The organism is Pseudogemmatithrix spongiicola (assembly GCF_030623445.1).
Taxonomy (GTDB): Bacteria; Gemmatimonadota; Gemmatimonadetes; order Gemmatimonadales; family Gemmatimonadaceae; genus Pseudogemmatithrix; species Pseudogemmatithrix spongiicola.
This window is the reverse complement of sequence record NZ_CP130613.1, coordinates 2354929-2379677: the sequence shown is the minus strand read 5'-3', so window position 1 is coordinate 2379677 and position 24749 is coordinate 2354929. Positions and strand designations below refer to the sequence as shown.

23 protein-coding genes are annotated in these 24749 nt (G+C 65.0%); 4 read left to right on the top strand and 19 right to left on the bottom strand.

Features of this window, described 5'->3' with window-relative positions:
- Window positions 1-336: 336 nt before the first annotated feature.
- Window positions 337-651 (bottom strand): hypothetical protein, encoded by a 315-nt coding sequence (locus Strain318_RS10925; protein ID WP_367885733.1) that lies wholly within the window; start codon window positions 649-651, stop codon window positions 337-339.
- On the opposite strand from Strain318_RS10925, the gene Strain318_RS10920 reads away from it, so the two are divergent.
- A complete protein-coding gene (locus Strain318_RS10920; protein ID WP_367885732.1) occupies window positions 623-2269 on the top strand; it encodes an ATP-binding protein in 1647 nt (548 codons plus the stop codon). The genes Strain318_RS10925 and Strain318_RS10920 overlap by 29 nt on opposite strands.
- An 83-nt stretch (window positions 2270-2352) precedes the next feature.
- Here Strain318_RS10920 and Strain318_RS10915 read toward each other — a convergent pair whose 3' ends face one another.
- The 13 genes from Strain318_RS10915 to merR form a co-directional block, all read right to left on the bottom strand.
- Window positions 2353-2988 carry a DUF2971 domain-containing protein gene (locus Strain318_RS10915; protein WP_367887908.1) on the bottom strand — a complete coding sequence of 212 codons (636 nt, stop codon included), beginning with the start codon at window positions 2986-2988 and terminating at the stop codon, window positions 2353-2355.
- 247 nt (window positions 2989-3235) lie between these two features.
- Window positions 3236-4356, bottom strand: a protein-coding gene (locus tag Strain318_RS10910) for an IS3 family transposase (RefSeq protein ID WP_367885731.1) whose coding sequence is annotated in 2 segments (ribosomal slippage) — window positions 3236-4095 and window positions 4095-4356 — 1122 coding nt in all. Because the reading frame shifts where the segments join, the coding sequence is not laid out codon by codon here.
- Window positions 4357-4601: 245 nt separating this feature from the next.
- Window positions 4602-5048, bottom strand: coding sequence for an HNH endonuclease (locus Strain318_RS10905; RefSeq protein WP_367885730.1), 447 nt, complete (start codon window positions 5046-5048; stop codon window positions 4602-4604).
- A 176-nt stretch (window positions 5049-5224) separates the two neighbouring features.
- Window positions 5225-6211 carry a DNA cytosine methyltransferase gene (locus tag Strain318_RS10900; protein WP_367885729.1) on the bottom strand — a complete coding sequence of 329 codons (987 nt, stop codon included), beginning with the start codon at window positions 6209-6211 and terminating at the stop codon, window positions 5225-5227.
- Between the two features lie 178 nt (window positions 6212-6389).
- Window positions 6390-6710 carry a type II toxin-antitoxin system RelE/ParE family toxin gene (locus Strain318_RS10895; RefSeq protein WP_367885719.1) on the bottom strand — a complete coding sequence of 107 codons (321 nt, stop codon included), beginning with the start codon at window positions 6708-6710 and terminating at the stop codon, window positions 6390-6392.
- A gap of 8 nt (window positions 6711-6718) precedes the next feature.
- Complete coding sequence (locus Strain318_RS10890; RefSeq protein ID WP_367885718.1) at window positions 6719-6955, bottom strand: addiction module protein; 237 nt, start codon at window positions 6953-6955, stop codon at window positions 6719-6721.
- Between the two features lie 550 nt (window positions 6956-7505).
- On the bottom strand, window positions 7506-9995 hold the full coding sequence (locus Strain318_RS10885; protein WP_367885728.1) for a heavy metal translocating P-type ATPase: 2490 nt from the start codon (window positions 9993-9995) through the stop codon (window positions 7506-7508).
- A 74-nt stretch (window positions 9996-10069) separates the two neighbouring features.
- On the bottom strand, window positions 10070-10405 hold the full coding sequence (locus Strain318_RS10880) for a P-II family nitrogen regulator (RefSeq protein WP_367885727.1): 336 nt from the start codon (window positions 10403-10405) through the stop codon (window positions 10070-10072).
- Window positions 10402-13485, bottom strand: coding sequence for an efflux RND transporter permease subunit (locus Strain318_RS10875; protein ID WP_367885726.1), 3084 nt, complete (start codon window positions 13483-13485; stop codon window positions 10402-10404). The genes Strain318_RS10880 and Strain318_RS10875 overlap by 4 nt, the downstream gene beginning before the upstream one ends.
- A gap of 17 nt (window positions 13486-13502) precedes the next feature.
- Window positions 13503-14690 (bottom strand): efflux RND transporter periplasmic adaptor subunit, encoded by a 1188-nt coding sequence (locus Strain318_RS10870; protein WP_367885725.1) that lies wholly within the window; start codon window positions 14688-14690, stop codon window positions 13503-13505.
- On the bottom strand, window positions 14687-16069 hold the full coding sequence (locus Strain318_RS10865) for a TolC family protein (RefSeq protein ID WP_367885724.1): 1383 nt from the start codon (window positions 16067-16069) through the stop codon (window positions 14687-14689). The genes Strain318_RS10870 and Strain318_RS10865 overlap by 4 nt, the downstream gene beginning before the upstream one ends.
- Before the next feature lie 214 nt (window positions 16070-16283).
- On the bottom strand, window positions 16284-16700 hold the full coding sequence (locus tag Strain318_RS10860) for a hypothetical protein (RefSeq protein WP_367885723.1): 417 nt from the start codon (window positions 16698-16700) through the stop codon (window positions 16284-16286).
- Between the two features lie 273 nt (window positions 16701-16973).
- Window positions 16974-17432, bottom strand: a complete 459-nt coding sequence (gene merR, locus Strain318_RS10855) for an Hg(II)-responsive transcriptional regulator (protein WP_367885722.1) — start codon at window positions 17430-17432, stop codon at window positions 16974-16976.
- 50 nt (window positions 17433-17482) lie between these two features.
- On the opposite strand from merR, the gene merT reads away from it, so the two are divergent.
- The 3 genes from merT (at window position 17483) to merA (ending at window position 19671) form a co-directional block, all read left to right on the top strand.
- The gene (gene merT, locus Strain318_RS10850; protein WP_367885721.1) at window positions 17483-17860 is read left to right on the top strand and encodes a mercuric ion transporter MerT; all 378 of its coding nucleotides are present in this window, start codon (window positions 17483-17485) and stop codon (window positions 17858-17860) included.
- A 12-nt stretch (window positions 17861-17872) separates the two neighbouring features.
- Window positions 17873-18178: a mercury resistance system periplasmic binding protein MerP gene (gene merP, locus Strain318_RS10845; protein WP_367885720.1), complete on the top strand. Its 306-nt coding sequence runs from the start codon at window positions 17873-17875 to the stop codon at window positions 18176-18178.
- Window positions 18179-18315: 137 nt separating this feature from the next.
- Entirely contained in the window at window positions 18316-19671 is a 1356-nt protein-coding gene (merA, locus tag Strain318_RS10840) for a mercury(II) reductase (protein ID WP_437436300.1), read from the top strand.
- Between the two features lie 175 nt (window positions 19672-19846).
- Here merA and Strain318_RS10835 read toward each other — a convergent pair whose 3' ends face one another.
- The 5 genes from Strain318_RS10835 to Strain318_RS10815 all read right to left on the bottom strand — a co-directional run bounded on the left by Strain318_RS10835 (window position 19847) and on the right by Strain318_RS10815 (window position 24702).
- The gene (locus tag Strain318_RS10835; protein ID WP_367885719.1) at window positions 19847-20167 is read right to left on the bottom strand and encodes a type II toxin-antitoxin system RelE/ParE family toxin; all 321 of its coding nucleotides are present in this window, start codon (window positions 20165-20167) and stop codon (window positions 19847-19849) included.
- 8 nt (window positions 20168-20175) lie between these two features.
- Window positions 20176-20412 (bottom strand): addiction module protein, encoded by a 237-nt coding sequence (locus Strain318_RS10830; RefSeq protein WP_367885718.1) that lies wholly within the window; start codon window positions 20410-20412, stop codon window positions 20176-20178.
- A 197-nt stretch (window positions 20413-20609) separates the two neighbouring features.
- A complete protein-coding gene (locus tag Strain318_RS10825) occupies window positions 20610-21335 on the bottom strand; it encodes a hypothetical protein (RefSeq protein WP_367885717.1) in 726 nt (241 codons plus the stop codon).
- Between the two features lie 178 nt (window positions 21336-21513).
- Window positions 21514-22743, bottom strand: coding sequence for a hypothetical protein (locus Strain318_RS10820; RefSeq protein WP_367885716.1), 1230 nt, complete (start codon window positions 22741-22743; stop codon window positions 21514-21516).
- Between the two features lie 1239 nt (window positions 22744-23982).
- Entirely contained in the window at window positions 23983-24702 is a 720-nt protein-coding gene (locus Strain318_RS10815) for a hypothetical protein (RefSeq protein ID WP_367885715.1), read from the bottom strand.
- Window positions 24703-24749 lie beyond the last annotated feature (47 nt).

Here is a 24749-nt window from a genome sequence, read left to right as displayed (position 1 = left end):
CAATACTACGCAAGACATTTCAAATCAACAAATCTCTTGACAAAACTCTCAAACGCTCAGTTAGTCTCCCTTGCCGCCTACCTCGTTGGTGCGGCAGAGCGTCCGGTTGATACCGAGGATGTGGCGATCAAGGCTCACGAGCTGGCTCCGACGCGATTCGCGTGGCGGAAGTACCCGAACCAGATAAACCTCGAGCTAGTTCGCGTGTATCTGTCCGACGCGAAGAATCCGAAGAAGGGCGGGTACACGGACGGGTCGGGGAAGTCTGGCTGGACGCTAACTCCACACGGCGTGAGATGGGCGCGAGAGCAACAGCGAGTTATGAGTGTCGCGCAGCTAGATCGCCCGCGGGAACAAGCGCGTGGAGGTCCGTTGAATGAGCAGAGGTGGCGACGCGAGCGAGAACGAATTCTCGGTACAGAAGCTTGGCAGAGTTGGGTCGCTGGCGAGCGGCGAATTGGCCTTCGCGATGCCGAAGCGGTGTTCAGAATCGACAGCTATGCTGTCGGCAGAATGCGACAGCTGAAGATCGAGCGGCTGCGAAAGCTTTTTGAGGCAGATCAAGAAGTGCTTTCCTTTCTCGAGTACGCGACCACTGGGCTCGTAGCCCAAGAGAGTTGAAATGGCCAAGGACGCGAGCTTGAAAGTCACATCAGACGTACGGCGCGACCTCCTAGCTTCGGCGGCTGCGTTCAAGACAGAGGCCGCGGTGGTCTGGGAGTACGTGGTCAACGGCCTACAATATGTGGATCGTGGGATTTCACCGCGCATTCAGGTGACCGTAAGGCCGCGAGCCAAAGAGATCGAGATCAGCGATAACGGGCGTGGAATGGACGCTGATGATCTCTCACACTTCTTTCGAATGCACGGTGAGAACCTCGAACGCAAAGCAGGTCGTCCCGGTCGAGGAAAGTTCGGCACAGGTAAGTCCGCCGCCTTTGGCATAGCGGCCCGCCTTCGTGTAGAGTCTCGGCGTGATGGTCTGTTGAACGCCGTCGAGCTCACACGTCAGATGATCTCTCAATCATCTGGTGACGCGATTCCGCTGAATTGGGTTACGCGCAACGCGGCGACTACTCTTGCGAACGGCACCACAATCACCATCAGCGACGTTGCCCTTGCTCGTATCGCGGTTCCGACGATCATTGAGTATGTCGAGCGACACCTCCAAGCGTTTCGGAATGTCAATCCGCAAGTGGCAATCAATGACCACCTCTGCGAGTACCGTGAGCCGGCCATTGCAGAAACGTTCGAGTTCACCCCGAGTGCAGAACAGTCCAAGACCGTGGGATCGATAAAGCTGGTTGTGAAGGTGGCTCAGGCTCCCTTGCCAGAAGCTGAGCAGGGGGTCGCGATAACCGCGGGACCGGGCAACCTAGTAGCCGTCGAGCGAGCTGGAATCGAACGAAAGGAGTTCGGCAACTACTTGTTCGGAACTGTTGATGCGCCGTTGCTCGAAAGTCACTCGTCACTGATTGAGCCTTACGACTCCTCACGATCCCTGAGCCTCAACACTGCTCACCCCGTGGCGGCGGTGCTTATTTCGTTTATTGGCGCCAAGCTCGACGAGGTCAGGGCGCGGCTGGTTCAGCGGGAGCGAGAGGCGAGAAAGTCCGTGCAGTCACTTCGCCTCGCCAAGGAAGCTGATAGGATAGCCGAGATCCTGAACGCGGACTTCGAACACGTGCGGCAGCGACTAGACGATATCCGATCGGCAGCCTCCAAGAGCGGAAGCGCACGATCTGCGTTCGGAAATGGTCAGGCAGCCGGCTCGGAAACTGATGAGTGGGTCGAGGGAATAGCCGTGCCAGGTGATGTTGAAGAGAGCACGGCACGGAAACCTGGGAACGGCACGCGTGGCAGGAAGGCACCGACGGTTGCGGCTTCAGGCACGCCGAATCCAGACGGCAGTTCTGCGCTGGATCCGAGTGGCGGCAATGGTGGGTCACGCTCTCGGCCCCGCGGAGGCTTCAAGGTCGCTTACCGAAATCTTGGGCCGGATGAAATGCGGTCCGTGTACGACCCGAACGCGCTCGCTATTCTGATCAACTTGGACAATCCAGTGCTCGCGGCTGCACTGGGAGAAGGGGGCGTCGAAGAGCAGACCTTCAGGCGGCTGTCGTATGAGGTCGCATTTTCTGAGTACTCGCTCGCGTTGGGCTACGAGATGGCAAAAAAGGATCCGGATATGCCGGCCGACGACTTGCTCTATGAAGTTCGTCATTCCCTCAACCGAATCTCAAACGCAGCCGCAGCGCTGTACCGCTAAGTTCGCACAAACTCCACCGCACCCGCGCTCCTAGCAATCAAGCGTCGGATATCGGCATCTGCGAACATTGTTGTCCGTCGGCATTACCATGCCCGAAATGGTATTCTGGACGAGTAGACACGAGTGTTGCGCAGAGCAGTCGATTCGCAAAGAGCCGCCACTGCTTCGACGGCTAAGCTTGGGTGCGGTGTTGGACCGACAACGATTTCGTCAACTGCGATAGCCACATCGTTCTCGCCAAGAACAAAACGCTTGAACGGAACTAGGGTCGACATCCCAGGGCGAACGCGAACGGACTGCTCGTCAAAAAATGTAGCGGGCGCGATTAGGCGCCACTCGCGCTCCTCTGAGAATGAAGAGTGCTTGATGACTGCTGCAACCATTGGCAGCCAAATCGCGAAAAGCTTGAATGCCTCTCGATACACGCGATCTGGATCGTCGCTCTGCGCGACCTTGTGTTCGTCTATGTAGTCCTCAGCGAGCCCAATGAGCCGCTCTAGCGCAGCAATGTGCTCCGAAGGCTGATACAGGCAACGAAGAAGATGAAGTCGATCAGAGTTACCGTGTGCTTGACGGAGTGTACGCGGAGCAAGTCCGATTGCGTATCCCGAGCCAGTCGGACTGTACGCTCTCCACTGACTGAGTTGATCTCCGACCTCGGAAAATAAAGTCACGAATACATCTGCTTCGGATGCATTTCGGAGACTTTCCAGAAGCATCCCGAATAGTGCCCGCTCGAACTTGTTTCTGGTGCTCTCAGACTTAGTCTGCAGCAACTCAGCCAACAACGAGAGTGCAAGAGCAAACTCAGTCGAGTCGTTTAGGAAGCGAATGTTCGTCGCCCAGAACGACCGCGATTCAAGGATGCCGACCAGTCCTAGCTGCGAGGTATAGTGGAATAGCACTCCTGGCGGCCTTCTCGCGGCCAGTCCAGCGAAGAGCGTCGTGAGGACGTCAGCTTCCCCGTCAGGCAGACCGTTCGTAACTAGACTGGAGCGGCGCGGGTGACCTCGGCAGGAAGGTGAGCGGCGGGACCCGGCCGAGGCTGTCGTGCGGCCGCCGCGTGTTGTAGATCGTGAGCCAGCGTTCGGTCTCGGCGCGGACGTCGTCAAGGGAGCCGAAAAGGTACGCGTCGAGGACTTCCTTGCGGTAGCTCCCGTTGAAGCGTTCGATGTAGGCGTTCTGGTTGGGCTTGCCCGGTTGGATGTGCAGCAGCCGCACGCCATGGCGCCGGCACCACGTGGTGAGTTCGACCGAGACGAACTCGGGCCCATTGTCACAGCGGAGCGCGCTCGGCGCCCCGTGCAGCGCGACGAGCTGGTCGAGCACCTGCGTCACCCGCGCGGCCGGCAGCGACAGCGCCACCTCGACCGCGAGGGCCTCCCGATTGCCTTCGTCGAGCACGTTCAGCGTGCGGAAACGCGTCCCGCTGTAGAGCATGTCGCTCATGAAGTCGACGGCCCACATCCCGTTGAGGACCGCGGGCGCGTCGAGCGGCTGCCGCTCGCGCGGCGGGATCCGGCGTTTCGTCCGTCGCTTGAGGTTGAGCTTCAGCGCGCAGTACACGCGATACACGCGCTTCCAGTTCCAGCGATGCCCGGCGAGGCGCAGCGCATCGAAGCACATCCAGAAGCCCCACTGCGGCGTCTCGGTCACGAGCGCGGTGAGCGCCGCGATCACGTCGGCGTCGCGGTCCAGCCGGTCCGGCGGCGGTCGGTAGTACGCCGCCCGCGAGAGGGACACGACCTGGCAGGCATGCCGCACGGACAGCCCGTGCTCCTCCACCAAGATCGCGATCACCTGCCGCTTCGCGGGCGGCGCTACAGCTTGCGACTGAGGACGTCCTTGATGGCCGCATTCTCGAGCGCGAGCTCCGCGTACATCCGCTTGAGCTTCACGTTCTCGGCCTCGAGTTCCCGCAGCCGCTTGAGCTCGGCGACGGTCGCCCCGCCGTACTTCGACTTCCAAGTGAAGAAGGTCGCCCGGCTGATCCCGTGCTTCCGGATCACCTCGGCGATGGGCACCCCGCCTTCGACTTCCTGCAGGGCGGCCACGATCTGGGACTCGGTGAACTTCGAACGGCGCATGGCTCCTCCATAGGCACCGTCCCAAGTCTAACTCCGACTGTCTACCTCAGGGGGAAGCTGACGAGGATTGTTGAACGTGGGTCGGGCATGCGCCTCTTCTAAATGGTCCACCTAACGTTTGCTTCTGCTGCGGACACTCCATAAAATGCGGGCGCGAAGCGCCCGCTTCCATACCGTGGCCGTCAGCAGCAAGCATCGTTATCCGGTGCCCGCGTCGAGTGTCGCCGACGCGACCAGCGACTGCGTCAGTCCGCAGAATTCTCGGTGAGCGACTGAGCTTGCTTTGGATACTTCCGAACGAGCCACTTTAAGACTTCGACTTGTTCGTCTCCCGCTGCGCGTCGAATCTGCGTCAGAAGCTGAGTCGCCTTCGGACGCGGCAGCGTGATGTTCTGGGCGCCCTCGTTGCACACGGAGCAGAGAGCTCGGAGATTCTGCGCGTCGTCCGTTCCGCCGTGACTTAGGTCGATGATGTGACCGAGGTGAAGGCGAGTCTTGCGCGAAGGGTCTGATGGATGCGGCTCACCAGCGACTGCGCCGCACATTTGACAGGTGAATCCGTTGCGATCCAGCACGAACGCGCGCGTCTCCTTGGAGATTCCGGACGAGAACACCGGAAGCGGCTTCGTGTTGACGAGACGGTACTGCCCTGGCTTCAGCGCGCTGTTGTCCTTGTCCGTCTCGATGTTCATCCCTTCAAGCTGTCGCAGCTCGCGCACGCGTCGGGCCCACTCCGTGATGCCACCCGCGACCTTCCGAAGCGTTCTCCACTCGACCACCTCGCCGACATGAGCAAGGAAATACTCACGGAGCTTTGCTCGTGCGCCGCCGCGCGGCGCGGGCTTCTTACGCTTCTTTGATGGCATATCTATCCGACGTGGAGCGCGATTTGCTCAGGAAGGTGCTTCGAGGCGCGGCCCGCGAGCGCGTCTCTGATGGCAGCTCCAACGGCTGCGGCCACTGGAGGAGGAAATGCGTTGCCCACCTGACGATACGAAGCAGTCTTCCGACCTTCAAACTTCCAAGAGTCAGGGAATCCCTGGATGCGCGCGGTCATGCGCACGGTCAGCTTCGGCATTCCATCGATGGGGAAGTCCGCGTCGGGAGCTTCATTCGCAAGTCCGCGCCCGTCCACATTCAACAACTTCCAGGCCTCGCGTGCACGAGTCGGTCCGAGATCGGGTCCACCGTGCAACTTAGATCCTCCGACAAGCGTGGGGCCAATTCCGTTTGCCGCTTGCGCCCACGCAAATGCGCCTGGCCACCCGCGCGATGCCATGAGGTCACGAAGCGTCCCGCCGACAGTGGGCGGCGAGGACACAGGACTCGGCCACGCGAAGTTACGAAACGCCTTTGGCTTCAGTGCAACTAGAATGAAGCGTGGCCGGAGCTGAGGTACTCCAAAGTTGCACGCATTCAACACCTGCCAGTCGACGCGGTATCCCAACTTCTCAAGCTGCAACGCGATTGAGGCGCGGTAACTCTTGAACTTCGCTGTTGCGAGTCCCTGAACGTTCTCTAGCATCACCGCTGCTGGCTTAGACTCAGCAACTAGCCTCAGAGCGGTGGGGAACAGATCGCGTTGGTCATCCGGACCGAGCTGTTTGCCAGCGACGGAAAACGGCGGACAAGGGACGCCACCAGCAAAGAGGTCAATGCCGCGGAACTCGCGGCCCTCGAGATTGCGCACATCCTCGTTCATAACGCGCCACTCGGGCCGATTGGCACGAAGCGTATTCGCCGCGTGCGCATCCAGCTCGACGGCGGCGGCGTGACTAAACCCCGCGCGCTCTAAGCCCAGCGCTTGGCCACCGGCCCCAGCGCAGATTTCGAGTGAAGTGAGTCTCTCAGTCATACGGCCCAATCTACAGGGTCCGAAGGAAAGCCGAAAGAGCGAGAAAATGCGCGGGAAAACTCTCCCGCGCACGTGGGCGTCCGCATCCGGATAACGTGTGCTTCTGCTGCGGACACTCCAATAGAACGCGCGGGCGCAGCCCGCGCTACCGAAAAGTGGCCGTCGGCAGCAAGCGTCGTTATACCGGCCCCGTCGGTGCCGAGAGCCGTTTGTGCCAGTAGTCGGGCTCGCGCCGGCCGTGCGCGACGGCCACGATGAACAAGGTGTCGTCCACTACGAGATAGGCGAGGGCGTACGGGAACGTGCGGGGGAAGAGCCGACGAACCCCTGGCACGGAGTAGGGCGATCCCATCTGGGGGAACGCGCGCGCGAGCTCGACCAGCTCGCGCACCTCTCGGGCCATCGCGCGCCCCAGCCCGTCGCGCTCTGCCTCGTACTCAGCGACCGCGGCGCGGAACTCGATTCGGGCTTCGGGATGGAAAACGACCGACCGCAGCACGGCCGGGCTTATCGGTCGAGTACTTCCGCGAATACTTGCTCCGCGGGGATGCCGGCCACGGTCCCGCTGCGCAACTCGTCCACGCGGCGCGCGATCTCTGCTTCCCAAGCGGCCTCGACCTCGGCAGGCGAGGCCGCGGCCTCTTCCGCGTGGAGGCTCGCGAGCAGCACCTGTGCCAGCCGCGCACGGTCGGCCTTTGGCAGGTGCAGGAGTTCGCGTTCTAGGGTATCGGGGGAGCGCACCATAGGTCTCGTCCGGTGTCGAGGCGTCGAATCAAGATAGCCCAATAGCTGTCCGCTTGCACGGCTCGGTATAACGTGTGCTTCTGCTGCGGACACTCCATAAGATGCGCCCGCGAAGCGGGCGCTACAATAGCGTGGCCGTCAGCAGCAAGCTTCGTTATGCCGCGGCGCGACCGAGTAGCCATCAACCTTTCGCCAACCTGCTTCGTCGGTCGCACGGCGACAGAACTCCATTCACCCGCATCAAGATCTGGTCGGTGCACTCGAAGCGACGCGACGGAGCGCACGATGTCATGGCAGGCGCCCCCAGTGCCAGCGGAAGCATTGAGATATTCGTGTCTGTTGCGAGCGACAAAGCGGATTGTGTCCGGACCGTGCGGAAGCACTCACCGGACCGGCGGACGAGGGGCGTTCGGGGCGAGATCGCGCGCGCTTTGAGCCAACGCATCATCATCGCCCTGCGCTATGCGCGCTGCACCGCGCACGGGTCGGCACCTCTGCGCCAGAGACTCGCCCGAGAGTGTAGCAGGCTCGCGCGCCATAACAACGGAACTCAGCCCGTACTGGCGTGCCGATACACCAGAAGCCGCAGCGCGTTTCCAACCACCACTAGAGTGCTCCCCTCATGCACCACGACCGCCGGACCGATCCCGATCACTCCGGTCGTCGTGGCCACGATCAACAACGCGATCACGGCGAGCGACACGATCAGGTTCTGCCGGATGATCGCACGCGCCTGTCGACTGAGTCCGATCGCGAACGGCAAACGGCCGAGATCGTCGCCCATGAGCGCCACGTCCGCCGTCTCGAGCGCCGCCGCGGTCCCCGCGCCGCCCATTGCGATTCCGACTGTCGCATGCGCGAGCGCCGGGGCATCATTGACGCCGTCGCCGACCATCGCCACGCGCCCCTCGCGTTCGAGTTCCTTGATCGCCGCGACCTTGTCCTCGGGGAGGAGCCCCGCGCGCACATCGTCCACGCCCACCTCCATCCCCACCGCGTTGCCCACGCCGGCGTTGTCGCCCGTGAGCATCACGATCCGACGGATCCCCGTCGCACGCAACCGGTCGAGCGTCTGCCGTACATCGGCACGCGGCTCGTCGGCGATGCCGATCACGCCGAGCCACTCGTCACCGCGAAGCACCGCCACGGTGCTGCGCCCCGCCCTCTCCAACTCCTCGACCTCGGTGCGCACCGCCGCCGGCACCGCCGCGCCACGCTCCTCGAACATCAGCAGTCGCCCCACTTCCACGCGCACGCCGGCGATCGTCGAACGGATCCCGCGCCCCGTCACCGACTCGAGATCACGAGCTGCCGGCACCGCGACGCCGGCGCTCGTGGCCGCACCGATGATCGCGTGCGCGAGTGGATGCTGCGAGCGCTGCTCGACTGCAGCCGCCGTCGCGAGCAAGGCGTCGGTGCTCACACCGGTCGTCGGCCGCAGGTCCGTGACCGACGGCTCCCCGACCGTGATCGTCCCGGTCTTGTCCAGTGCCAGCACCGTGATCGCGCCGAGCGACTCCAGGTGCGCTCCACCCTTGATCAGCACACCCTTTCGCGCCGCCTGCGCGATGCCCGAGAGCACGGCGGCCGGTGTGCCGAGCGCGAGCGCGCAGGGCGAGGCCGCGACGAGCAGCGCCATGGCGCGGTAGAACGACTCCTCGAGCGTCCAGACGCCGAGCAGTGGTGGGATGGCGATCAGCAACACATCGGCGACGAGTACGATCGGCACGAAGATCCGCGCGAAGCGGTCCGTGAACCGCTGCGTCGGCGCCTTCTGTGTCTGCGCCTCCGAGACCAGCTTGATGACGCGGTCGAGTGTCCGGTCACCGATCGCGGCGGTGACCTCGACGACGAGCGCCCCTTCGCCGTTCACCGTTCCGGCGAACACCGGCTTGCCCGGTGCCTTGTCGACCGGCACGCTCTCGCCGGTGATCGGCGCCTGATTCACCGCCGAGTTTCCCTCACGCACCGCCCCGTCCACCGGGATGCGCTCGGCGGGCTTGATGACCACGCGGTCGCCGCGGACCACCTCGCTGATGGGCACCGACAATTCCTTCCCATCGCGGATCACCGTCGCCGACTGTGGGGCGAGCTCGGCCAACGCGGCGATGGCGCGGCGTGCTCGGCCGAGCGCGTACTTCTCGAGCGAGTGACCGAGACTAAAGAGGAAGAGCAGCAACGCCCCTTCGAGCCAGGCGTCGAGCACAGCCGCTCCGGCCGCCGCGACCACCATGAGCAGGTCGATGTTGAAGCGGAACTTCCCCCGACGCAGGTCGGCGATGAAGTGGCCCACGAGGTCGCGCGCGCCGAAGAAGTACGCCGCGGCGAAGGACGCGAGCGCGAGCGCCGAAGGCGCCTCGGTGAATCGTCCCAAGGCCCAGCCGACGACGAGCAGCGCGCCCGAGCTGATGCTCCACGCGAGCGTGCGGTTGCGGGCAGACCAACTCTTCGACATCGGAGCAGCAGGACTCGTCACCCCCGCGCTCGCCCCCGCCTCTACGGCCGCCGCGGACGCCGGAGCGCCTTCCTGTCCCACGGTCTCCGCGACCGGCACTGCGCCGACCTCGCGCAGTCGCGCCTCGATCAGCGCCCGATCGACGCGTCGGCGGTCGAACTCCACGCGCACGACCTGGCCAGCGAAGTTGACGACGGCCGCGCTCACGCCGCGAAGTTCACGGAGCGCGTCCTCGATGCGTCGCCCCTCATCCTCCGCGCCGACCGCACGGAACGGGATGACCATATGCGCGAATCGATCGGTCACCCCCGCACCGGCCGCGTGGGCAAACGCTTCAACTTGGGTCAGCGTGAGTCGGTCGGGATCGTAGTGCAGGCAGAGCTGCGGCCCTGACGGCGCCGTCCGGGTCGCGCCGTCCGCGTGCGGCGGCTCACCGTCCGGCTCCGCACTCGCCTCGACCACGTGCACGCTCTCGACGCCCTCTTGGCGTTCAAGCAATCGCATGAGTCGCGCCACGCACGCGTCGCGGAGGTCCTTCACTTCGGGGAGCAGCAGGGGCAGGTCGAGCCGCGCAGCACGTCGCATCGTGACTCCGGAGTATCCAACAGGTTGACCCGGCGCGAGGGTGCTCGAGCGTGTCGCCGGGTGGTTCAGCTCCTTCAGACCGCGGTCTCGCCCTCATCGCCCGTCGCGATCCGCAGCGCGCGCGACACCGCGACCACGACGACCTTCCCATCGCCGCGATTGCCCGTGCGCGCGGCGTGCTCGATCGCGCGCACCACCTCGTCCTCGAGCGCAGCGGGCACGACCACCTCCACGCGCACCTTGGGCACCGTACCGAGCACGCCCTCGGACGCCGGCGCGTCGGCGTGACCGCCGCGTCCGAAGCCGCGGACGTCCGTGAACGTGGCGCCCGAGAGCTCGCCGATGCGATGCAGCGCTGCCTCCACCGCATCGGACATAAACGGTTGGATGTATGCGATCACCATCTTCATGGGGCAGTCTCCGGTCGACGTTCGAAAAGGAGATACAAGAGGGGCAGCACGAGCAGCGTGAGCAGCGTGGCGGTGATGAGTCCGCCGATGACCACCGTCGCGAGCGGCCGCTGCACCTCCGCGCCAGCGCTGCTCGAGAGCGCCATGGGCAGGAAGCCGAGACTCGCGACCAGCGCGGTCATGAGCACGGGACGCAGCCTGGTCATCCCGCCCTCGCGCACGGCCTCGTCGAGCGGACGGCCGTGCTGGCGCAGTTCATTGATGTAGGAGACCATCACCACCCCGTTCAGCACTGCGATGCCGAACAGCGCGATGAACCCGACGCCCGCCGAGATGCTGAATGGCATCCCGCGCGCGAAGAGCGCGAGCACGCCGCCGACGGTCGCCAACGGGATGCCGGTGAACACGAGTGCCGCCTGTCGCAAGGAGTTGAAGGTCGCGAAGAGCAGCAGGAAGATCAGCAGAAGCGAGATCGGCACCACGAGCAAGAGGCGCTTGCTCGCGCGCTCCAGATTCTCGAACTGACCGCCGAACTCGGGCCGGTAGCCGGGAGGGAGGGTGATCGTGCCATTGTCGAACAGCGCACGCACATCGGCCACGAAACTGCCGATGTCGCGCCCACGGACGTTCCCCTCCACGATCACCAATCGCGACCCGTTCTCGTGACTCACCTCGGCGGGCCCGCCGACCTCCTCCACCTTGGCCAGCGTCCCGAGGGGCACGCGTTCCCCGTTCGGGGCACTCACCAGGATGCGACTGATCGACGCAGCGTTCGCGCGCACCGACGCAGGGAAGCGCACGGTCAGCGCGAACCGTCGCTGCCCCTCGAGCACCTGCGACACCTGCACACCCCCGAGCGCCTCGACCACCTGCATCACATCGGCGGAGTTGATGCCGTAGCGCGCGAGCTGCTCCGGAAGGACCGCGATCTGCAGTTGCGGCAGCCCCTCGAGTTGCTGCGCCTTGAACCCGGTGGCGCCGGGCAGCCCGGCCACCGCCGCGACGATCTGCTCCGCGGTCGTGCTGAGCTGGCCGAGATCATCGCCGTAGATCTTGATCGCGAGGTCGCTCCGCACCCCGGCGATGAGTTCGTTCACGCGCAGCTCGATCGGCTGGCTGAAGCTCACCACCAAGCCAGGGATCCGCGCGAGCGCCTCGGTCATCACGGCTTCGAGTTCGCCCTTGTCGGTCGCCTTCGTCCACTGTTCCGGCGGCGCGAGCCGCACGAGGATGTCGCTGATGTTCACGCCCATCGGGTCGGTCGCGATCTCCGCGCGGCCCGTCTTGGCGACCACGTCGATCACCTCGTCGGGGAACTCCTCGAGCAGGATCGCCTCCAACTGCGTCGTCTGCCGGACCGACTCCTCGAGCGATATGCTTGGCAGGCGCAGCACTTGCAGGGCGAACGACCCTTCGTCCAGTCGCGGGATGAACTCGGAACCGAGGAACGGCACCGCGGCGAGCGCGAGCACGACCGCCGCGCCCGACCCGATGAGCACCCGCCGCGTGTTGGCGAGTGTCCATTCGAGCGCCGGTCGATAGATGGCCTTCGCGCGCTTGACCAGCCAGACGTCCTCCTCGGTCACCTTGCCCTTGAGGAAGATCGAGATCAGCACCGGCGTGAGCAGGAACGTGAGCAATAGCGATCCGACCAACGCGAACACCACCGTCAGCGCCATCGGGCGGAACATCTTCCCTTCGACGCCTTGCAGTGTGAGGATCGGCAGGTAGACCACGATGATGATCCCGATACCGAAGAGGATCGGGCGGCCCACCTCGGCGCACGATTCGAGCACCGTGTGCAGGAAGTTGTCGCCCGGCTTGCGATGGCCGAGTCGACGCATCGCGTTCTCGACCATCACGACCGATCCGTCGACGACGAGCCCGAAGTCGATTGCGCCGAGGCTCATCAGGCTCCCGGCGATCCCGACCTTGACCATCATGCTGAGGGCGAAGAACATCGAGAGCGGGATGGCCGCCGCGACGATCAGGGCCGCGCGGAAGTTCCCGAGCAGGACGAAGAGCACGACGATGACGAGGATGGCACCCTCGACGAGGTTCTTCTCGACCGTCTTGATCGTGCGACCGATCAAGTCGGTTCGATCGTAGAAGGGTTGAAGGCGAACGCCGGGCGGCAACGTGCGCGCCGCGACCTCGAACTTCTCCTTGACCGCGTTGACGACCGTGCGCGAGTTCTGTCCCATCCGCATCATCACGATGCCGGTGACGACCTCTCCGGTCCCGTCCTTGGTGACCGCGCCCTGCCGGATGGTCGACCCGATCACGACCTCCGCGAGGTCGCCCACCCGTACCGGTGTCCCGCCGCGGCTCGCGACCACGATGTTGCGGATCTGGTCGAGGTCCTGCACCTGACCCACGCCGCGGATGACGAGCTGCTCGGCACCGCGCGTGATGTAGCCGCCGCCCGCGTTCTGGTTGTTCGCGGCGATCGCTTCAAGCACTTGCGGCAGCGTGAGGTCGTACTGCACGAGCGCCTCCGGCCGCACCAACACCTGATATTGCTTCTCGAACCCACCGAACGCGTTCACCTCCGCCACGCCGGACACGGCGCGCAACTGCGGCGCGACGACCCAGTCCTGCAGCGTGCGCAGCTCAGTGGCGTCGATGCCGGTGCCCGAGTCCGCCGAGACGGTGTACTGGAAGATCTCGCCGAGCCCGGTCGAGATGGGCCCCATCTCGGGCGTGCCGTATCCCGGTGGGATCTCCTCGCGCGCCAGTTGCAGTCGCTCCTGCACCTGCTGTCGCGCGAAGTAGATGTCGGTGCCCTCGGCGAACACGACCGTGACCTGCGAGAGCCCGAACTTGGAGATCGATCGAATCTCCTCGAGGTCGGGGAGACCGAACATCGCGAGCTCGACCGGGAGCGTCACCTGACGCTCCACCTCCGACGGCGGCAGTGCGGCCGCGTTGGTATTGATCTGGACTTGGACGTTGGTCACGTCCGGTACCGCGTCGATCGGGAGCGCCAACGCGCTCCAGATACCCACGCCGACCAGCAGCAAGGTCATCGCGAGCACGAGGAGGCGTTGATTCAGGACGAAGCCGATGAGGGAGCGCATGAGGGATCCTCTGGCGGTCAGTGGCCGTGCTCGCCGATCTCGCCCTTGGCGAGTTCGGACCGAAGCGCGAACGCGCCAGCGATGACCACGCGACTTCCCGGTCGCAGACCACTGAGGATGATCACGCGATCCCCGTCCACCGTCTCGCCCACGACGACCGGTACGGGCCGGAACTCACCCGGCGCGTCGCCGGGCACGAACACCACTTGGCGTCCCTCCACTTCCTGGACCGCGGCTTGCGGCACCACGGGCATCGCGGGACCACCCCCGCCCACCTGGATGCTCGCGGTCGCGAACATCCCCGGCTTGAGCGCGGCGTTCCCGTTCGGGATCTCCACACGCGCACGCACCGTGCGCTTGGTCTCGTCCAACACCTCGCCCACATACGCGAGGCGCCCGATGAAGCGCCGCCCGGGGTATGCGCTCACGGTCACGACGACCGACTGCCCCGCGCGCACACGCGCGAAGTCCCGCTCGAAAATGTCGAGTTCGATCCAGACCACGGACAGATCGGCCACCGTGAACAACACGTCGGTCGGCCCGACGACCTCACCGAGACTGACGTTGCGCGCGACGACGGTGCCCGCGAAGGGCGCGACCAGACTGTAGGCGGCTCCCGCCCCGTGATCGTGCGCAGCGCCGAGCACGGCCAGCCGTTCCTCCGTGCTGCGAAGCGCCGCCTCGCTGCGACGCAGCTCGGCTTCAGCGAGCAGCAACTCCTTCCGGCTCGAGATGCCTTGGGACTCGAGACGCTGTTCGCGCGCGAAGTTCTCCTTTGCGATCGCGACCAACTCCTCGCCCTGGCGCTCCTCGGCGCGCAACTGTCCGACGTCCGCGCTCTCGAGCATCGCGAGCACCGCGTCGCCACCGACGCGCGCGCCGAGGTCGGCGCGCACCGCCAGCACGCGCGCTTCGGTACGCGAGCCGACGTGGCTCACGCGGTTGGCATCATACGTGATGGCGCCAGTGACCTGGAGGCCGCTCGTGGTGATCGAATCCACGACGGCGACGCGAATGCCGCCTAGTCGGATGGACGTCGTGTCGAGTACGACCACGTCGGACTCGGCCGTCGAGTCCGCCGCGAGTGGTGCCGCGCTGTCCGCGGTGGCCTCGCCACCGCCGCACGCAAGGGAGACAACGCCGACGACGAGGGCGAAGAGCAGCACGACCGGCCGCGGTCGCTGGAGGTTGAGACGCTGGGTCACGGGGTGTTCCTGACGATGGGTGTGGTCGAGTCCTGCCGGCGGATCGCCGCGGGATCGATGGGCTGGAGTGAGGCGGCGGACGGGGTGAGCCGGCCGGTCGCGGCATCGAGTTGCACGAGCGCCTCGCGCTGGGCGAGCCAAGCGTCCCAGAAGCCGAACTCGGCATCGAGCAGCTGGTTGCGGAGGAGGAGGAGGGTCGAGAGGTCGATCTTGCCCGCGCCATACGCGGTCTCGAGGAGCGCGGCGTTCTCATGCGCCCGCGCGAGGACCTCGAACTCATAGACCCGCGCCTCTTCCGCCGCGGCGCGATACGCCCGCTCGGCGACGGTCACATCGGTCTCGACACGCAGCAGCGCTGAGCGACGCGCGAACTGCGCTTGGTCCACGAGTGCGCGGCGCTGGTCGCCGAGTCCTTGGTTCCGATTGAAGAACGGAAGGGTCAGTCCGAAGGCAGGACCGAACTGCACCGAGCCGTCGTTCGGCGACCGGATCCCTCCCACGCCGATGCGCAAGTTCGGGAACGCCTCCCGCCGGCCGAGTGCGCGCAGCGTCTCCGCCTCCCGCACCGCCTCTCCGGTCGCGGCGAGATCGGGACGACCGACGAGCGCGAGCGCGAGGAGGGAGTCGCCGGACAGCGCGTCGATGTCCGTGAGCAACGCGGCGGTCGAGTCCGCCACCAAGCGGAGCGGTGTGTCGGCATCGAGCCCGACGAGCAGACGGAGCTCGAGTTCGGCGCTCACCGCGGCGCGGCGCGCGCTCAGCACGCGGCCGCGTGCGCGTCCGGCCTCGATCTCGGCGAGATTCGCCTCGAGTCGGCTGATCTCGCCTTCACGTACCTGGATCCGCACCGCGGCGAGCAATCGCTCCACGAGCGCGAGTGCCTCCGCTGCTACCTCGAGCCGACGATCGGCGGCGACCGCGCGATAGAAACCGGCGCTCGCCTCGGCGATCGTGAGGCGGGCCGCATCCTGCACGTCGAACGCGGTGCGCCCGAGCCCGATCCGCGCGGCATCGATACGCAAGCCGCGCTGCCCTGCGAACTCGATCTCCTGCAGCACCGTCAACTCCAGTTGGTCGGCGGCGCTCCCGAGCGCTCCTCCGGCGGACTGTACCGCCAGCTCGGGATTCGATCGCAGCACGCGCGTCTGGCGCAGCGCGCCGCGCGCGATCGCCGTCTCCTGGCGAACGCCGAGGAGTGTGGGACTTCGTCCGATAGCGAGCCGTTGGATATCGTCGAGGGCGAGGACGAGTGTGTCGGCGCGCGCCGACGCCGCGGGGGACTGTGCGTTCGCCGACCGCGTGACGATCGTTCCGCCAAGCAGGGAGAGCAGCGTCAGAGACGCTGAGAAGAACGGGATCGAGGGGATTCCACGGGACACGTGCGTGAGTCTCCGAAGGATCTCATCGCACGCCACGCTCGAGTGCGTCGGACGCAACGGCGCGCGTTCCGCGATGCGGAGCGGCACCATCGCGCCTGAGCGCGGTGTCGAACGGGTCGGCCGACGAGATCTGTTGGGGCCCGCCGATGGCGGGCACGCAGCGCGAGTTCGAACGCCTCAGCCGTCGTGGCTGGGGGTCAGCGCCGCGGGAGACTCAGCCGATGGGCGGTCGGAGCTGCGGTTGGGCGTCCCAACTCGCGGGAATACGCTTTCGCAACGCAATCGGCGATTCGTGCTCTGCGGAGGCACAGCCGTTCAACGCTTCGTCCTTATGGAACCAACCGCTGTGCACGTGCGCGTGATGGCACGTGTGCCGGTCGTGTCCCGCGTCATCAGGCGCACGCTCGCCCGGATGATCGTCCGCGTGGTTCATCGAGCCGCCCTCGCGATCTCCGTGCGCAACGTGCGTCGCGTTGTGTCGCGCAGCACCCTCGATTCGCGTCAGCTCCTCGTGCGTCGCGTCGCCGTCGTGGACGTCCGCAAGCATAGATTCGGTCGTGAGGAGACCGAAGGAAAGGGTGATCACGAGCGCAGAAAGGCCGCGCAAACTACGGAGACGAAAATGATGCATCGAACCGTAAGCTACGTTACCCGAGGCCGTGGCGCTAGCCCTGCCCAGTGAGCCGTCGATGGCAGAACGCGCGACGGTCGAGCAAGAGTGGCAATCGTGTGATGGTCCGTGAGTCGCCCGCCACGGACTTTGCGTAGTCGCGTATGATTCGTTCGAAACGCGAACTGCGAGCGGTGCTCGGTCGGCATAACGTCGAGTTGTGCTGTGGACGCTCCAATAATGCGGCCGCGGAGCGGCCGCCATCAATAGCGCGGCCATCTGCACCAACTTTCGTTAGCCAGCGGCGCGTCGCAGCCGACGAGTCGACGTCGGGGTCTGTGTTTCATCTCCGCGCTCATGCTGCAGCGCGTCGATAAGCGGACATCGCACGTTGCCCGTGGCCTCGCAGCATTCTTCCACGAGCTCGCCCAACACCGCCTCGATGCGCTGAAGGTCGACCAGCTTCGTCCGCACTCCGGCGAGCTTCTCTTCCGCGACGGTGCGTGCTTCGTTGCAGTGCGTTCCATCCTCCAAGCGGAGCAGGCCCGCGATCTCGTCCAGACTGAAGCCCAGGCCTTGCGCCGACCTCACGAAGCGCACTCGAGAGACGTCCTCCGCGTGGTAGCGGCGTATCCGCCCGAACAATCGCGATGGCTCGCGAATGAGTCCGCGGCGTTGGTAGAACCGGATCGTTTCCACGCTTACGCCGGCAGATGCCGCGAAGGCGCCGATGGTGAACTCCTGCACGGGCATACGGCCTCCTCTTGACTCCGTACTTCGGTACGGTTGTAAGGTTAACAGGTATGGATACCCTCGGAAAGCCAGAATCGACCGGGACTGCATCGTCTGGACGCGGCGCTCTCCTCGCGGGCGGAGTCGCCGCCCTGCTCGCATCCGCCTGCTGCCTCGGTCCGCTGGTGCTACTCATGCTCGGTGTCAGCGGCGCCTGGATCGGGAATCTCACGGCGCTCGAACCGTTTCGGCCAGTCTTCATCGGGGTCGCGCTTCTGGCCGTGTATTTTGCGCACCGTAGAATCTTCCCCCCCGCCGGCGAGTGCTTGCCCGGAGAGATCTGCGCGGTCCCGGCGGTCAGCCGGACGTACAAGGTCCTCTTCTGGGCCGTGGTGGCCTTGCTCGGTGTTGCGCTCGTCTTTCCGTATGTCGCCCCCTTCTTCTACTGAGTGGAGAACCCCATGCGATTCCTTCGTTCCGCCGCAATTGCCCTGCTGGTCCTGGTGACCGCCGCTTGGATCACGCCGAAGACGATTACGCTCTCGATCCCTGGCATGACGTGCGCAACGTGTCCGATCACGATCAAGGCGGCGCTGAAGAAGGTCCCCGGCGTGACGGACGTGACGGTGAGCTATGAGAAGCTCGAAGCGGTCGTCACGTTCGATGACGCGCTGACCAACACCGACGCGTTGATCAAGGCGACGACCGATGCGGGTTATCCGTCGACGGTCAAGCCCGCCACGCCCGCCAGAAACGGGTCTCGATGAAGGCCGAGGGCCAGTCGGCGCTCTCGTCCTGCTGTGCCGAGAGCACCTCGCCGGGTTCCCCCACGAACGGGGACTTGCCTGCCACGCGTCCCGGATCTCCGGTGCGAGTGGCGGTCATCGGCAGCGGCGGAGGCGCGATGGCCGCGGCACTCAAGGCGGCGGAACTCGGCGCGCAAGTCACTCTCGTAGAGCACGGGGTCATCGGCGGCACCTGTGTCAACATCGGGTGTGTCCCTTCTAAGATTCTCGTCCGCGCGGCGCACGTCGCGCATCTTCGCCGGAGCAGTCCGTTCGATCTCGGCCTTAGCGCCACGGCGCCGATCGTCCGACGCCCACTACTGCTCCGCCAGCAGCGGGCACGCGTCAACGAGCTACGGCATGCCAAGTATGAGAACATCCTCGCCGAAAACGCGTCGATCACGGTTGTGCATGGTACGGCAGTCTTTCGGGACGCAGCGTCGCTGTCGGTCGCACTTGCGGACGGCGGAGAACAGCTCGTCCATTTCGATCGCTGCGTGATCGCAACTGGCGCCAGTCCCGCGGTCCCCCCGATTTCAGGCCTCAGAGAAACGCCGTACTGGAACTCAACCGACGCGCTGGCCAGTGACGACATCCCACCTCGGCTCGCCGTGATCGGCTCGTCGGCGGTCGCGGTCGAACTGGCACAGGCGTTCGCGCGGCTCGGCAGTCAGGTGGCGATTCTGGCCCGGAGCACACTTCTCTTCCGCGAGGATCCCATCCTCGGTGAGGAGTTGACGGCGGCCTTCCGCGCAGAGGGGATCGACGTCCGCACCCAGACAGAGGTCCACCAAGCATCGTTTCACGATGGGCTTTTCCGGCTCGAGACGGACGCGGGATTCGTTGAGGCGGAGCAGCTCCTGGTCGCGACTGGTCGCACACCGAATACCACGGGCCTTGGCCTCGAACGGCTCGGCCTCGTCCCCGACACACGCGGGGCAATCGTGGTTGACGACCAGATGCGCACGAGCACCCCGAACGTCTACGCGGTCGGAGATTGTACGACGCAGCCGCAGTTCGTCTACGTCGCCGCGGCTGCCGGCACGCGCGCGGCAGTGAACCTGATGGGCGGACAGCGCACGCTGGATCTGTCGAGCATGCCGGCCGTGATCTTCACGGACCCGCAGGTCGCCACTGTGGGCATCTCGGAGGAAGAGGCGCGACTGCGCGGCGTCGAGACAGATAGCAGGACGCTCTCGCTCGAACATGTACCACGTGCACTGGTCAACTTCGAAACACGTGGAGCAATCAAGCTCGTGGCGGAGGCCGGTACCGGTCGGCTGCTCGGAGTGCAGGCGATCTCGTCTGAAGCGGGGGAGATCATTCAGACAGCCGCGCTCGCTATCCGTGCCCGTATGACTGTGAACGATCTCGCCGACCAGCTCTTTCCGTATCTCACAATGGTCGAGGGGCTCAAGCTGGCGGCACAGACGTTCACCAAGGACGTCTCTCAGCTGTCCTGCTGCGCGGGCTAGCGTAGGCGCACGAGACGAATCGCGCGGTGCGCGGCCTGCCCGAGATCGGATGGATCGCTTTCAGGGTCGGTGCCGGTCATTGTCTGGCTAACGTGAGCTTCTGCTGCGGACACTCCAATAGAACGCGCGGGCGCAGCCCGCGCTACCGAAAAGTGGCCGTCGGCAGCAAGCGTCGTTATACCGGCCCCGTCGGTGCCGAGAGCCGTTTGTGCCAGTAGTCGGGCTCGCGCCGGCCGTGCGCGACGGCCACGATGAACAAGGTGTCGTCCACTACGAGATAGGCGAGGGCGTACGGGAACGTGCGGGGGAAGAGCCGACGAACCCCTGGCACGGAGTAGGGCGATCCCATCTGGGGGAACGCGCGCGCGAGCTCGACCAGCTCGCGCACCTCTCGGGCCATCGCGCGCCCCAGCCCGTCGCGCTCTGCCTCGTACTCAGCGACCGCGGCGCGGAACTCGATTCGGGCTTCGGGATGGAAAACGACCGACCGCAGCACGGCCGGGCTTATCGGTCGAGTACTTCCGCGAATACTTGCTCCGCGGGGATGCCGGCCACGGTCCCGCTGCGCAACTCGTCCACGCGGCGCGCGATCTCTGCTTCCCAAGCGGCCTCGACCTCGGCAGGCGAGGCCGCGGCCTCTTCCGCGTGGAGGCTCGCGAGCAGCACCTGTGCCAGCCGCGCACGGTCGGCCTTCGGCAGGTGCAGGAGTTCGCGTTCTAGGGTATCGGGGGAGCGCACCATAGGTCTCGTCCGGTGTCGAGGCGTCGAATCAAGATAGCCCAATAGCTGTCCGCTTGCACGGCTCGGTATAACGTGTGCTTCTGCTGCAGCCGCTTCCATAAAAAGCAGTTGTGGGGCAGCCGCAGGCTGTCCCATGCATCATAACGCGGCTGCCCCACAACTGCCTCACTAGCCGCGGCTGTCGGCAGCAAGCGTCGTTATGTTGCCCCTCGGCGTGGCGCGCGAGGGGCACGGCGAGTGTAGAGCAGGGAGAGGCCCACTCGCGGGCGCATTTCCTGCCGACAAAGCCTTCGGGTCTCGCGCTCAACCCAGAAGGTGACCGGCATTCCCATGTACTCAGCGTCTACGCGCCAGCACTCCCACTCGTCGATCCGCTCTTCGCGCACAACGCGGGCGGTCATCGGAACGACCACGCGGCTCGAGGCGACGAAGGCGGGAACGGTTGCGCTCCAACCATCGTCGAGCTCGGAGGCGCGAATCACGACGTCGAAGCTCGAAGCGGCGTACACCTGCGGAGGGACCGCAACGTCGATGCGCAACGAGTCGCCGTTCGGCTGCCGGATCCACCCTGACGCGCGATCCGGTCCATACTCGACCTTCTCGATGGCGCGCGTCGAGTAGCTCGCGGTACGCACCGGTCGGAGCGTTGCCGCGTCGTCGATGATGGTATCGCGGGTGCCGCCGCTCAAGCGGCTGTCGCTCGAGTAGATCCGTCGGATCACCGCGCGCCCATTCAGGGAGACGCGTTCGATGACATCCACGACGGTACCGATGAAGGTGGTGTCGGCGCCCTGCACCAAGTACTGGTACAGGGTGTCGGTGCCAGCCTGCAGCAAGTCAGGGTACGGGCGGGCTGCCTGCTGTGCGTGCGCGGCGCCGTTGACGAGTCCGAGCACGAAGAGCGCGGCCAGAGCATGTCGCATTCAGGAATCTCCGATGCGTATGAACGCGCGGGTCAACATAACGTGTGCTTCTGCTGTGAACGCTCCAATAAGAAGGGTTTGGCGGGGCCGCCGCAACCAGCCCAGGGCATCACGGCGGCCCCGCCAAACCCACTCCGCACCGCGTTCATCGGCAGCAAGCGTCGTTATACTGCGCGCGCTAGTCACGGCGTCTCATCTGCTCGGCTTCAATCAGCCGGAGCGGGGTTGATGATGTGAAGTTTAGCGAGCCGGTGTACCCTCGCGGCATAACGCGCACCCACTCGTCAGCAAGCTCATCCGCGCTGAACTGCCACGGCAGCTCTGGCTGAGCATTCGGAGGATCGTCACTGAGCTCGCTAACGGATGCCGTCCACACTAAGTAGTCGTTCGCAAAGATGTCAATCCGACCAACGCGTTCCCAAAGCTTGCGATTCATAAAGAAAGCAAATGAAGCTTCGTCCAAATCAGCAAGTCGAGAGAGCTGACTGTCGTCGAGCCACGCACTTACTCCGCCGTGCGATGCGATGATTCGGAACGGGTCTGGCCACGTTGAGGCGAAGGTGCCAAGCGGCGTGGCGGCGTCCTCATGCCAGAACGCACCGCCAACGCACGGACCTTGACCGCAGCTGGGCAGCGAGCGATCTGGTGAATTGTTGCACACCGCGAGGTTCCACCGATTGCGGCGCAGGTCGCCAGTGAAGCGCGAGATGTGCAGCATGGCCCGAACATGTGGCAGGTCGGATATGGGCGTGGCGGAAGCAAGGACGATGTGGAACGCCAACTGCGTCAGTGGGCGCTGTGACTCCTGCAAGAACTCAATACGACGCAGGCGCTCATCAACCTTCGTGAACGACCTCGTGACCATTGCCTCAAGGTCTGATCCCCAGCGTGAGAAGAATGCAGCCTGCTCGGGTGCGCTCAGCGGAATCTGCAGGAACTGGTATCTCGCGGCTAAACCTTCGACGCCATCGAGAAGCACCCGCATACGCTCGCGGTCATATAACTCAAGCTGTGCGGTGGTCTTCGTCCTGGCGAGTTCCTCGAGCTTCTGTCTCTGACCGACCGTCAGCCGTACGTTCGTGAAGAACGCAAAGGCGACTAAGCGCGGTTCATTCGTCAGTGCGCTGGAGAGGTCGTCAGCAAGCTTCGACTTCACCCAACGAAAATCTGTCGAAGAATCGCTCGGCGAGTTGCGAAACCCGATCCCACCGCGAGCGGGGCCGATATTGTCGAAACGCGCTTCGAGGTCGCGCCCACCATCAGGGCCGCCCTTTGGCTGAACGGGCTTGATCTGTGTGAACCGACGATCGAGCGAAAGCAAGTGGAGGCAAAGACGCTCGCGGGCCGGCTGATTGCCATCCAGCCAACTACGGAGGCGCTCCTCGGTGTCGCGTGCATCATGGGACATTAGCCGGGCGGGTCACCAAGTAATCGTGGTCAGTATAACGTGAGCTTCTGCTGCAGCTGCTTCAATAAGATGCAGTTGTGGGGCGGCCGCTAGGCCGTCCCATGCCCTACAGGGTGGCCGCCCCACAACTGCTTCCCTAGCCGCAGCTGTCGGCAGCAAGCGTCGTTATCGCGCGCGGCGTCGGCGCGCGCGGCGGAGCGCACAAACCGCGCGGGATGCGTAGGCGATGCCCGTCGAGCGGCCTGGGCCGTCCGCCAGGATCCGACCGTAGGTCGCGAAGTCTGGCGGGACACCCACGCGCAGCACCGTTCGGAGCGGACCCCAAACGCACCATCGCTGAACCCGCGGATCACCACGCACTGCTCGCGACGCGAATGCTGCGAATCGCCTGTCCCCCGGCACAAGTCGCGATAACGTGTGCTTCTGCTGCAAGCGCTCCAATAGAATGCGGTTGTGGGGCCGCTGCAGACCTTACATATAGTGGAGCAGCGGCCCCACAACCGCTACCGCACCCGCGCTTGTCGGCAGCAAGCGTCGTTAGGCTGCCGCGCGCCGCAGGTCAACGGGCAGTCATATGGGCGGACTATCAGACCAGAGCCAGGCGCCGCGCGACGCGACTCCACGTCTCATACATGGAATCGCTCGCCCACGCTTCAGCTACCAGTTGTGCACCAGCGACAGTGTACCGCACACCATCTTCGCTCGCATCCAGGAAGCCGTGTTCGCATAGCCACGCAATGCTGTCGTGCAGCTCACGCTCCGAGGGCGACGACTTGTTCAGCATCTCCGCTCGCGCTCGGACCGTCTGGATCGGCGCGCCCGCCGTCGGGACTGCGAGCAGGATCCACGCGTAAGTGGTGTGAGGGTCCATTCGTGGTGGTCAGCCTAACGTTGGCTTCTGCTGCGGCCACTCCATAAGATGCGGCCGCGCAGCGGCCGCTTCAATAACGTGGCCGTCAGCAGCAAGCTTCGTTATGCGGAGGCCTAGGCCGCGTCGCGAGTCGGGACCATCAGGCTGGCCGATAGAGTTCGCAGCGGACGCGCGCCGATCCGCTCACACGGACCACCCAAGAGAGCGGTTGGGGACCCGCGCCTGCCGGGTCTGCCGCATTGCGAAGCATCGGGAGCTCCGTGAGCTCGGATCCTTCCGCATAACGTATGCTTCTGCTGCGGACACTCCAATAGACTGCGCGGGCGCAGCCCGCGCTACCATAGCGTGGCCGTCGGCAGCAAGCGTCGTTATCTGGCCGCGGGAAGGTCCCAAGCAGTTGGCGCGAGACCGGGCAGGAGCACGTCCACCGCGACGTGGCTGATATCGCCGAGGCCTAGGTCGATCTTGGCCTGCGTCAACGCGCTTTTCCACGTCGCTGCGTCCGTCGGATTCTTCGTGGGGTCGTCCACGAAGCAGAGGTTCACGAGCCAAGCCTCCACACCACGCTCGCGAAGGAAGCGGACGTGCGCCAAGCGATTGGCGTACTGGTAGAGTTCGCCCTTCCAGTCGGCTTCCCTCGGAACGCCGAGCCATGCCTTCGTCCCGTCCAAGGCCGCGTCGATCAGCTCGATGGAACGAGGGTCCTTCGCCTGGCATCCACTCCCGCGCATCTCCGCAGGGTAGCTCTTTCCCTCGACGAGTAGGACCGCGCCACTTTGCCGCAAGCGCGCGAGACCATCCCAGCGCGGACCGCTCCCCGGCCAGAAGCTTCGGAGCGCAGCGGCATGTGCGCCAAGGCCTAGGGCGTTGATGAACGCCTCATCCAGCAGCTCCTCGAACTTCTTGTTCTCGGCCGGGGCAATCCAATCGAGTTGCTCGCCGGCCCGATTGATCGCGCCAGCGAGTGCGGCCTCGAGCGTCGGAAGCAGGCGGGACGAGTAGAGCTGAACCTGCAGCTGGCTTCCAGCGAATGCACGGCCGCGGTCATCAACACGCGGCTTCGATCTCTTCGATTCTGAGGAAGTCATGACTGGTCCAGATAACGTGTGCTTCTGCTGCGGACACTCCAATAGAA

Excerpts from the sequence above, each read along its gene's own strand:
- Strain318_RS10920 (WP_367885732.1), top strand. The coding sequence starts at position 623 with ATGGCCAAGGACGCGAGCTTGAAAGTCACATCAGACGTACGGCGCGAC.
- Strain318_RS10915 (WP_367887908.1), bottom strand. The coding sequence starts at position 2,988 with ATGCTTCTGGAAAGTCTCCGAAATGCATCCGAAGCAGATGTATTCGTG.
- Strain318_RS10905 (WP_367885730.1), bottom strand. The coding sequence starts at position 5,048 with ATGAACATCGAGACGGACAAGGACAACAGCGCGCTGAAGCCAGGGCAG.
- Strain318_RS10900 (WP_367885729.1), bottom strand. The coding sequence starts at position 6,211 with ATGACTGAGAGACTCACTTCACTCGAAATCTGCGCTGGGGCCGGTGGC.
- Strain318_RS10890 (WP_367885718.1), bottom strand. The coding sequence starts at position 6,955 with ATGGTGCGCTCCCCCGATACCCTAGAACGCGAACTCCTGCACCTGCCA.
- Strain318_RS10885 (WP_367885728.1), bottom strand. The coding sequence starts at position 9,995 with ATGCGACGTGCTGCGCGGCTCGACCTGCCCCTGCTGCTCCCCGAAGTG.
- Strain318_RS10880 (WP_367885727.1), bottom strand. The coding sequence starts at position 10,405 with ATGAAGATGGTGATCGCATACATCCAACCGTTTATGTCCGATGCGGTG.
- Strain318_RS10875 (WP_367885726.1), bottom strand. The coding sequence starts at position 13,485 with ATGCGCTCCCTCATCGGCTTCGTCCTGAATCAACGCCTCCTCGTGCTC.
- Strain318_RS10860 (WP_367885723.1), bottom strand. The coding sequence starts at position 16,700 with ATGCATCATTTTCGTCTCCGTAGTTTGCGCGGCCTTTCTGCGCTCGTG.
- merR (WP_367885722.1), bottom strand. The coding sequence starts at position 17,432 with ATGCCCGTGCAGGAGTTCACCATCGGCGCCTTCGCGGCATCTGCCGGC.
- merT (WP_367885721.1), top strand. The coding sequence starts at position 17,483 with ATGGATACCCTCGGAAAGCCAGAATCGACCGGGACTGCATCGTCTGGA.
- merP (WP_367885720.1), top strand. The coding sequence starts at position 17,873 with ATGCGATTCCTTCGTTCCGCCGCAATTGCCCTGCTGGTCCTGGTGACC.
- merA (WP_437436300.1), top strand. The coding sequence starts at position 18,316 with ATGGCCGCGGCACTCAAGGCGGCGGAACTCGGCGCGCAAGTCACTCTC.
- Strain318_RS10830 (WP_367885718.1), bottom strand. The coding sequence starts at position 20,412 with ATGGTGCGCTCCCCCGATACCCTAGAACGCGAACTCCTGCACCTGCCG.
- Strain318_RS10825 (WP_367885717.1), bottom strand. The coding sequence starts at position 21,335 with ATGCGACATGCTCTGGCCGCGCTCTTCGTGCTCGGACTCGTCAACGGC.
- Strain318_RS10820 (WP_367885716.1), bottom strand. The coding sequence starts at position 22,743 with ATGTCCCATGATGCACGCGACACCGAGGAGCGCCTCCGTAGTTGGCTG.
- Strain318_RS10815 (WP_367885715.1), bottom strand. The coding sequence starts at position 24,702 with ATGACTTCCTCAGAATCGAAGAGATCGAAGCCGCGTGTTGATGACCGC.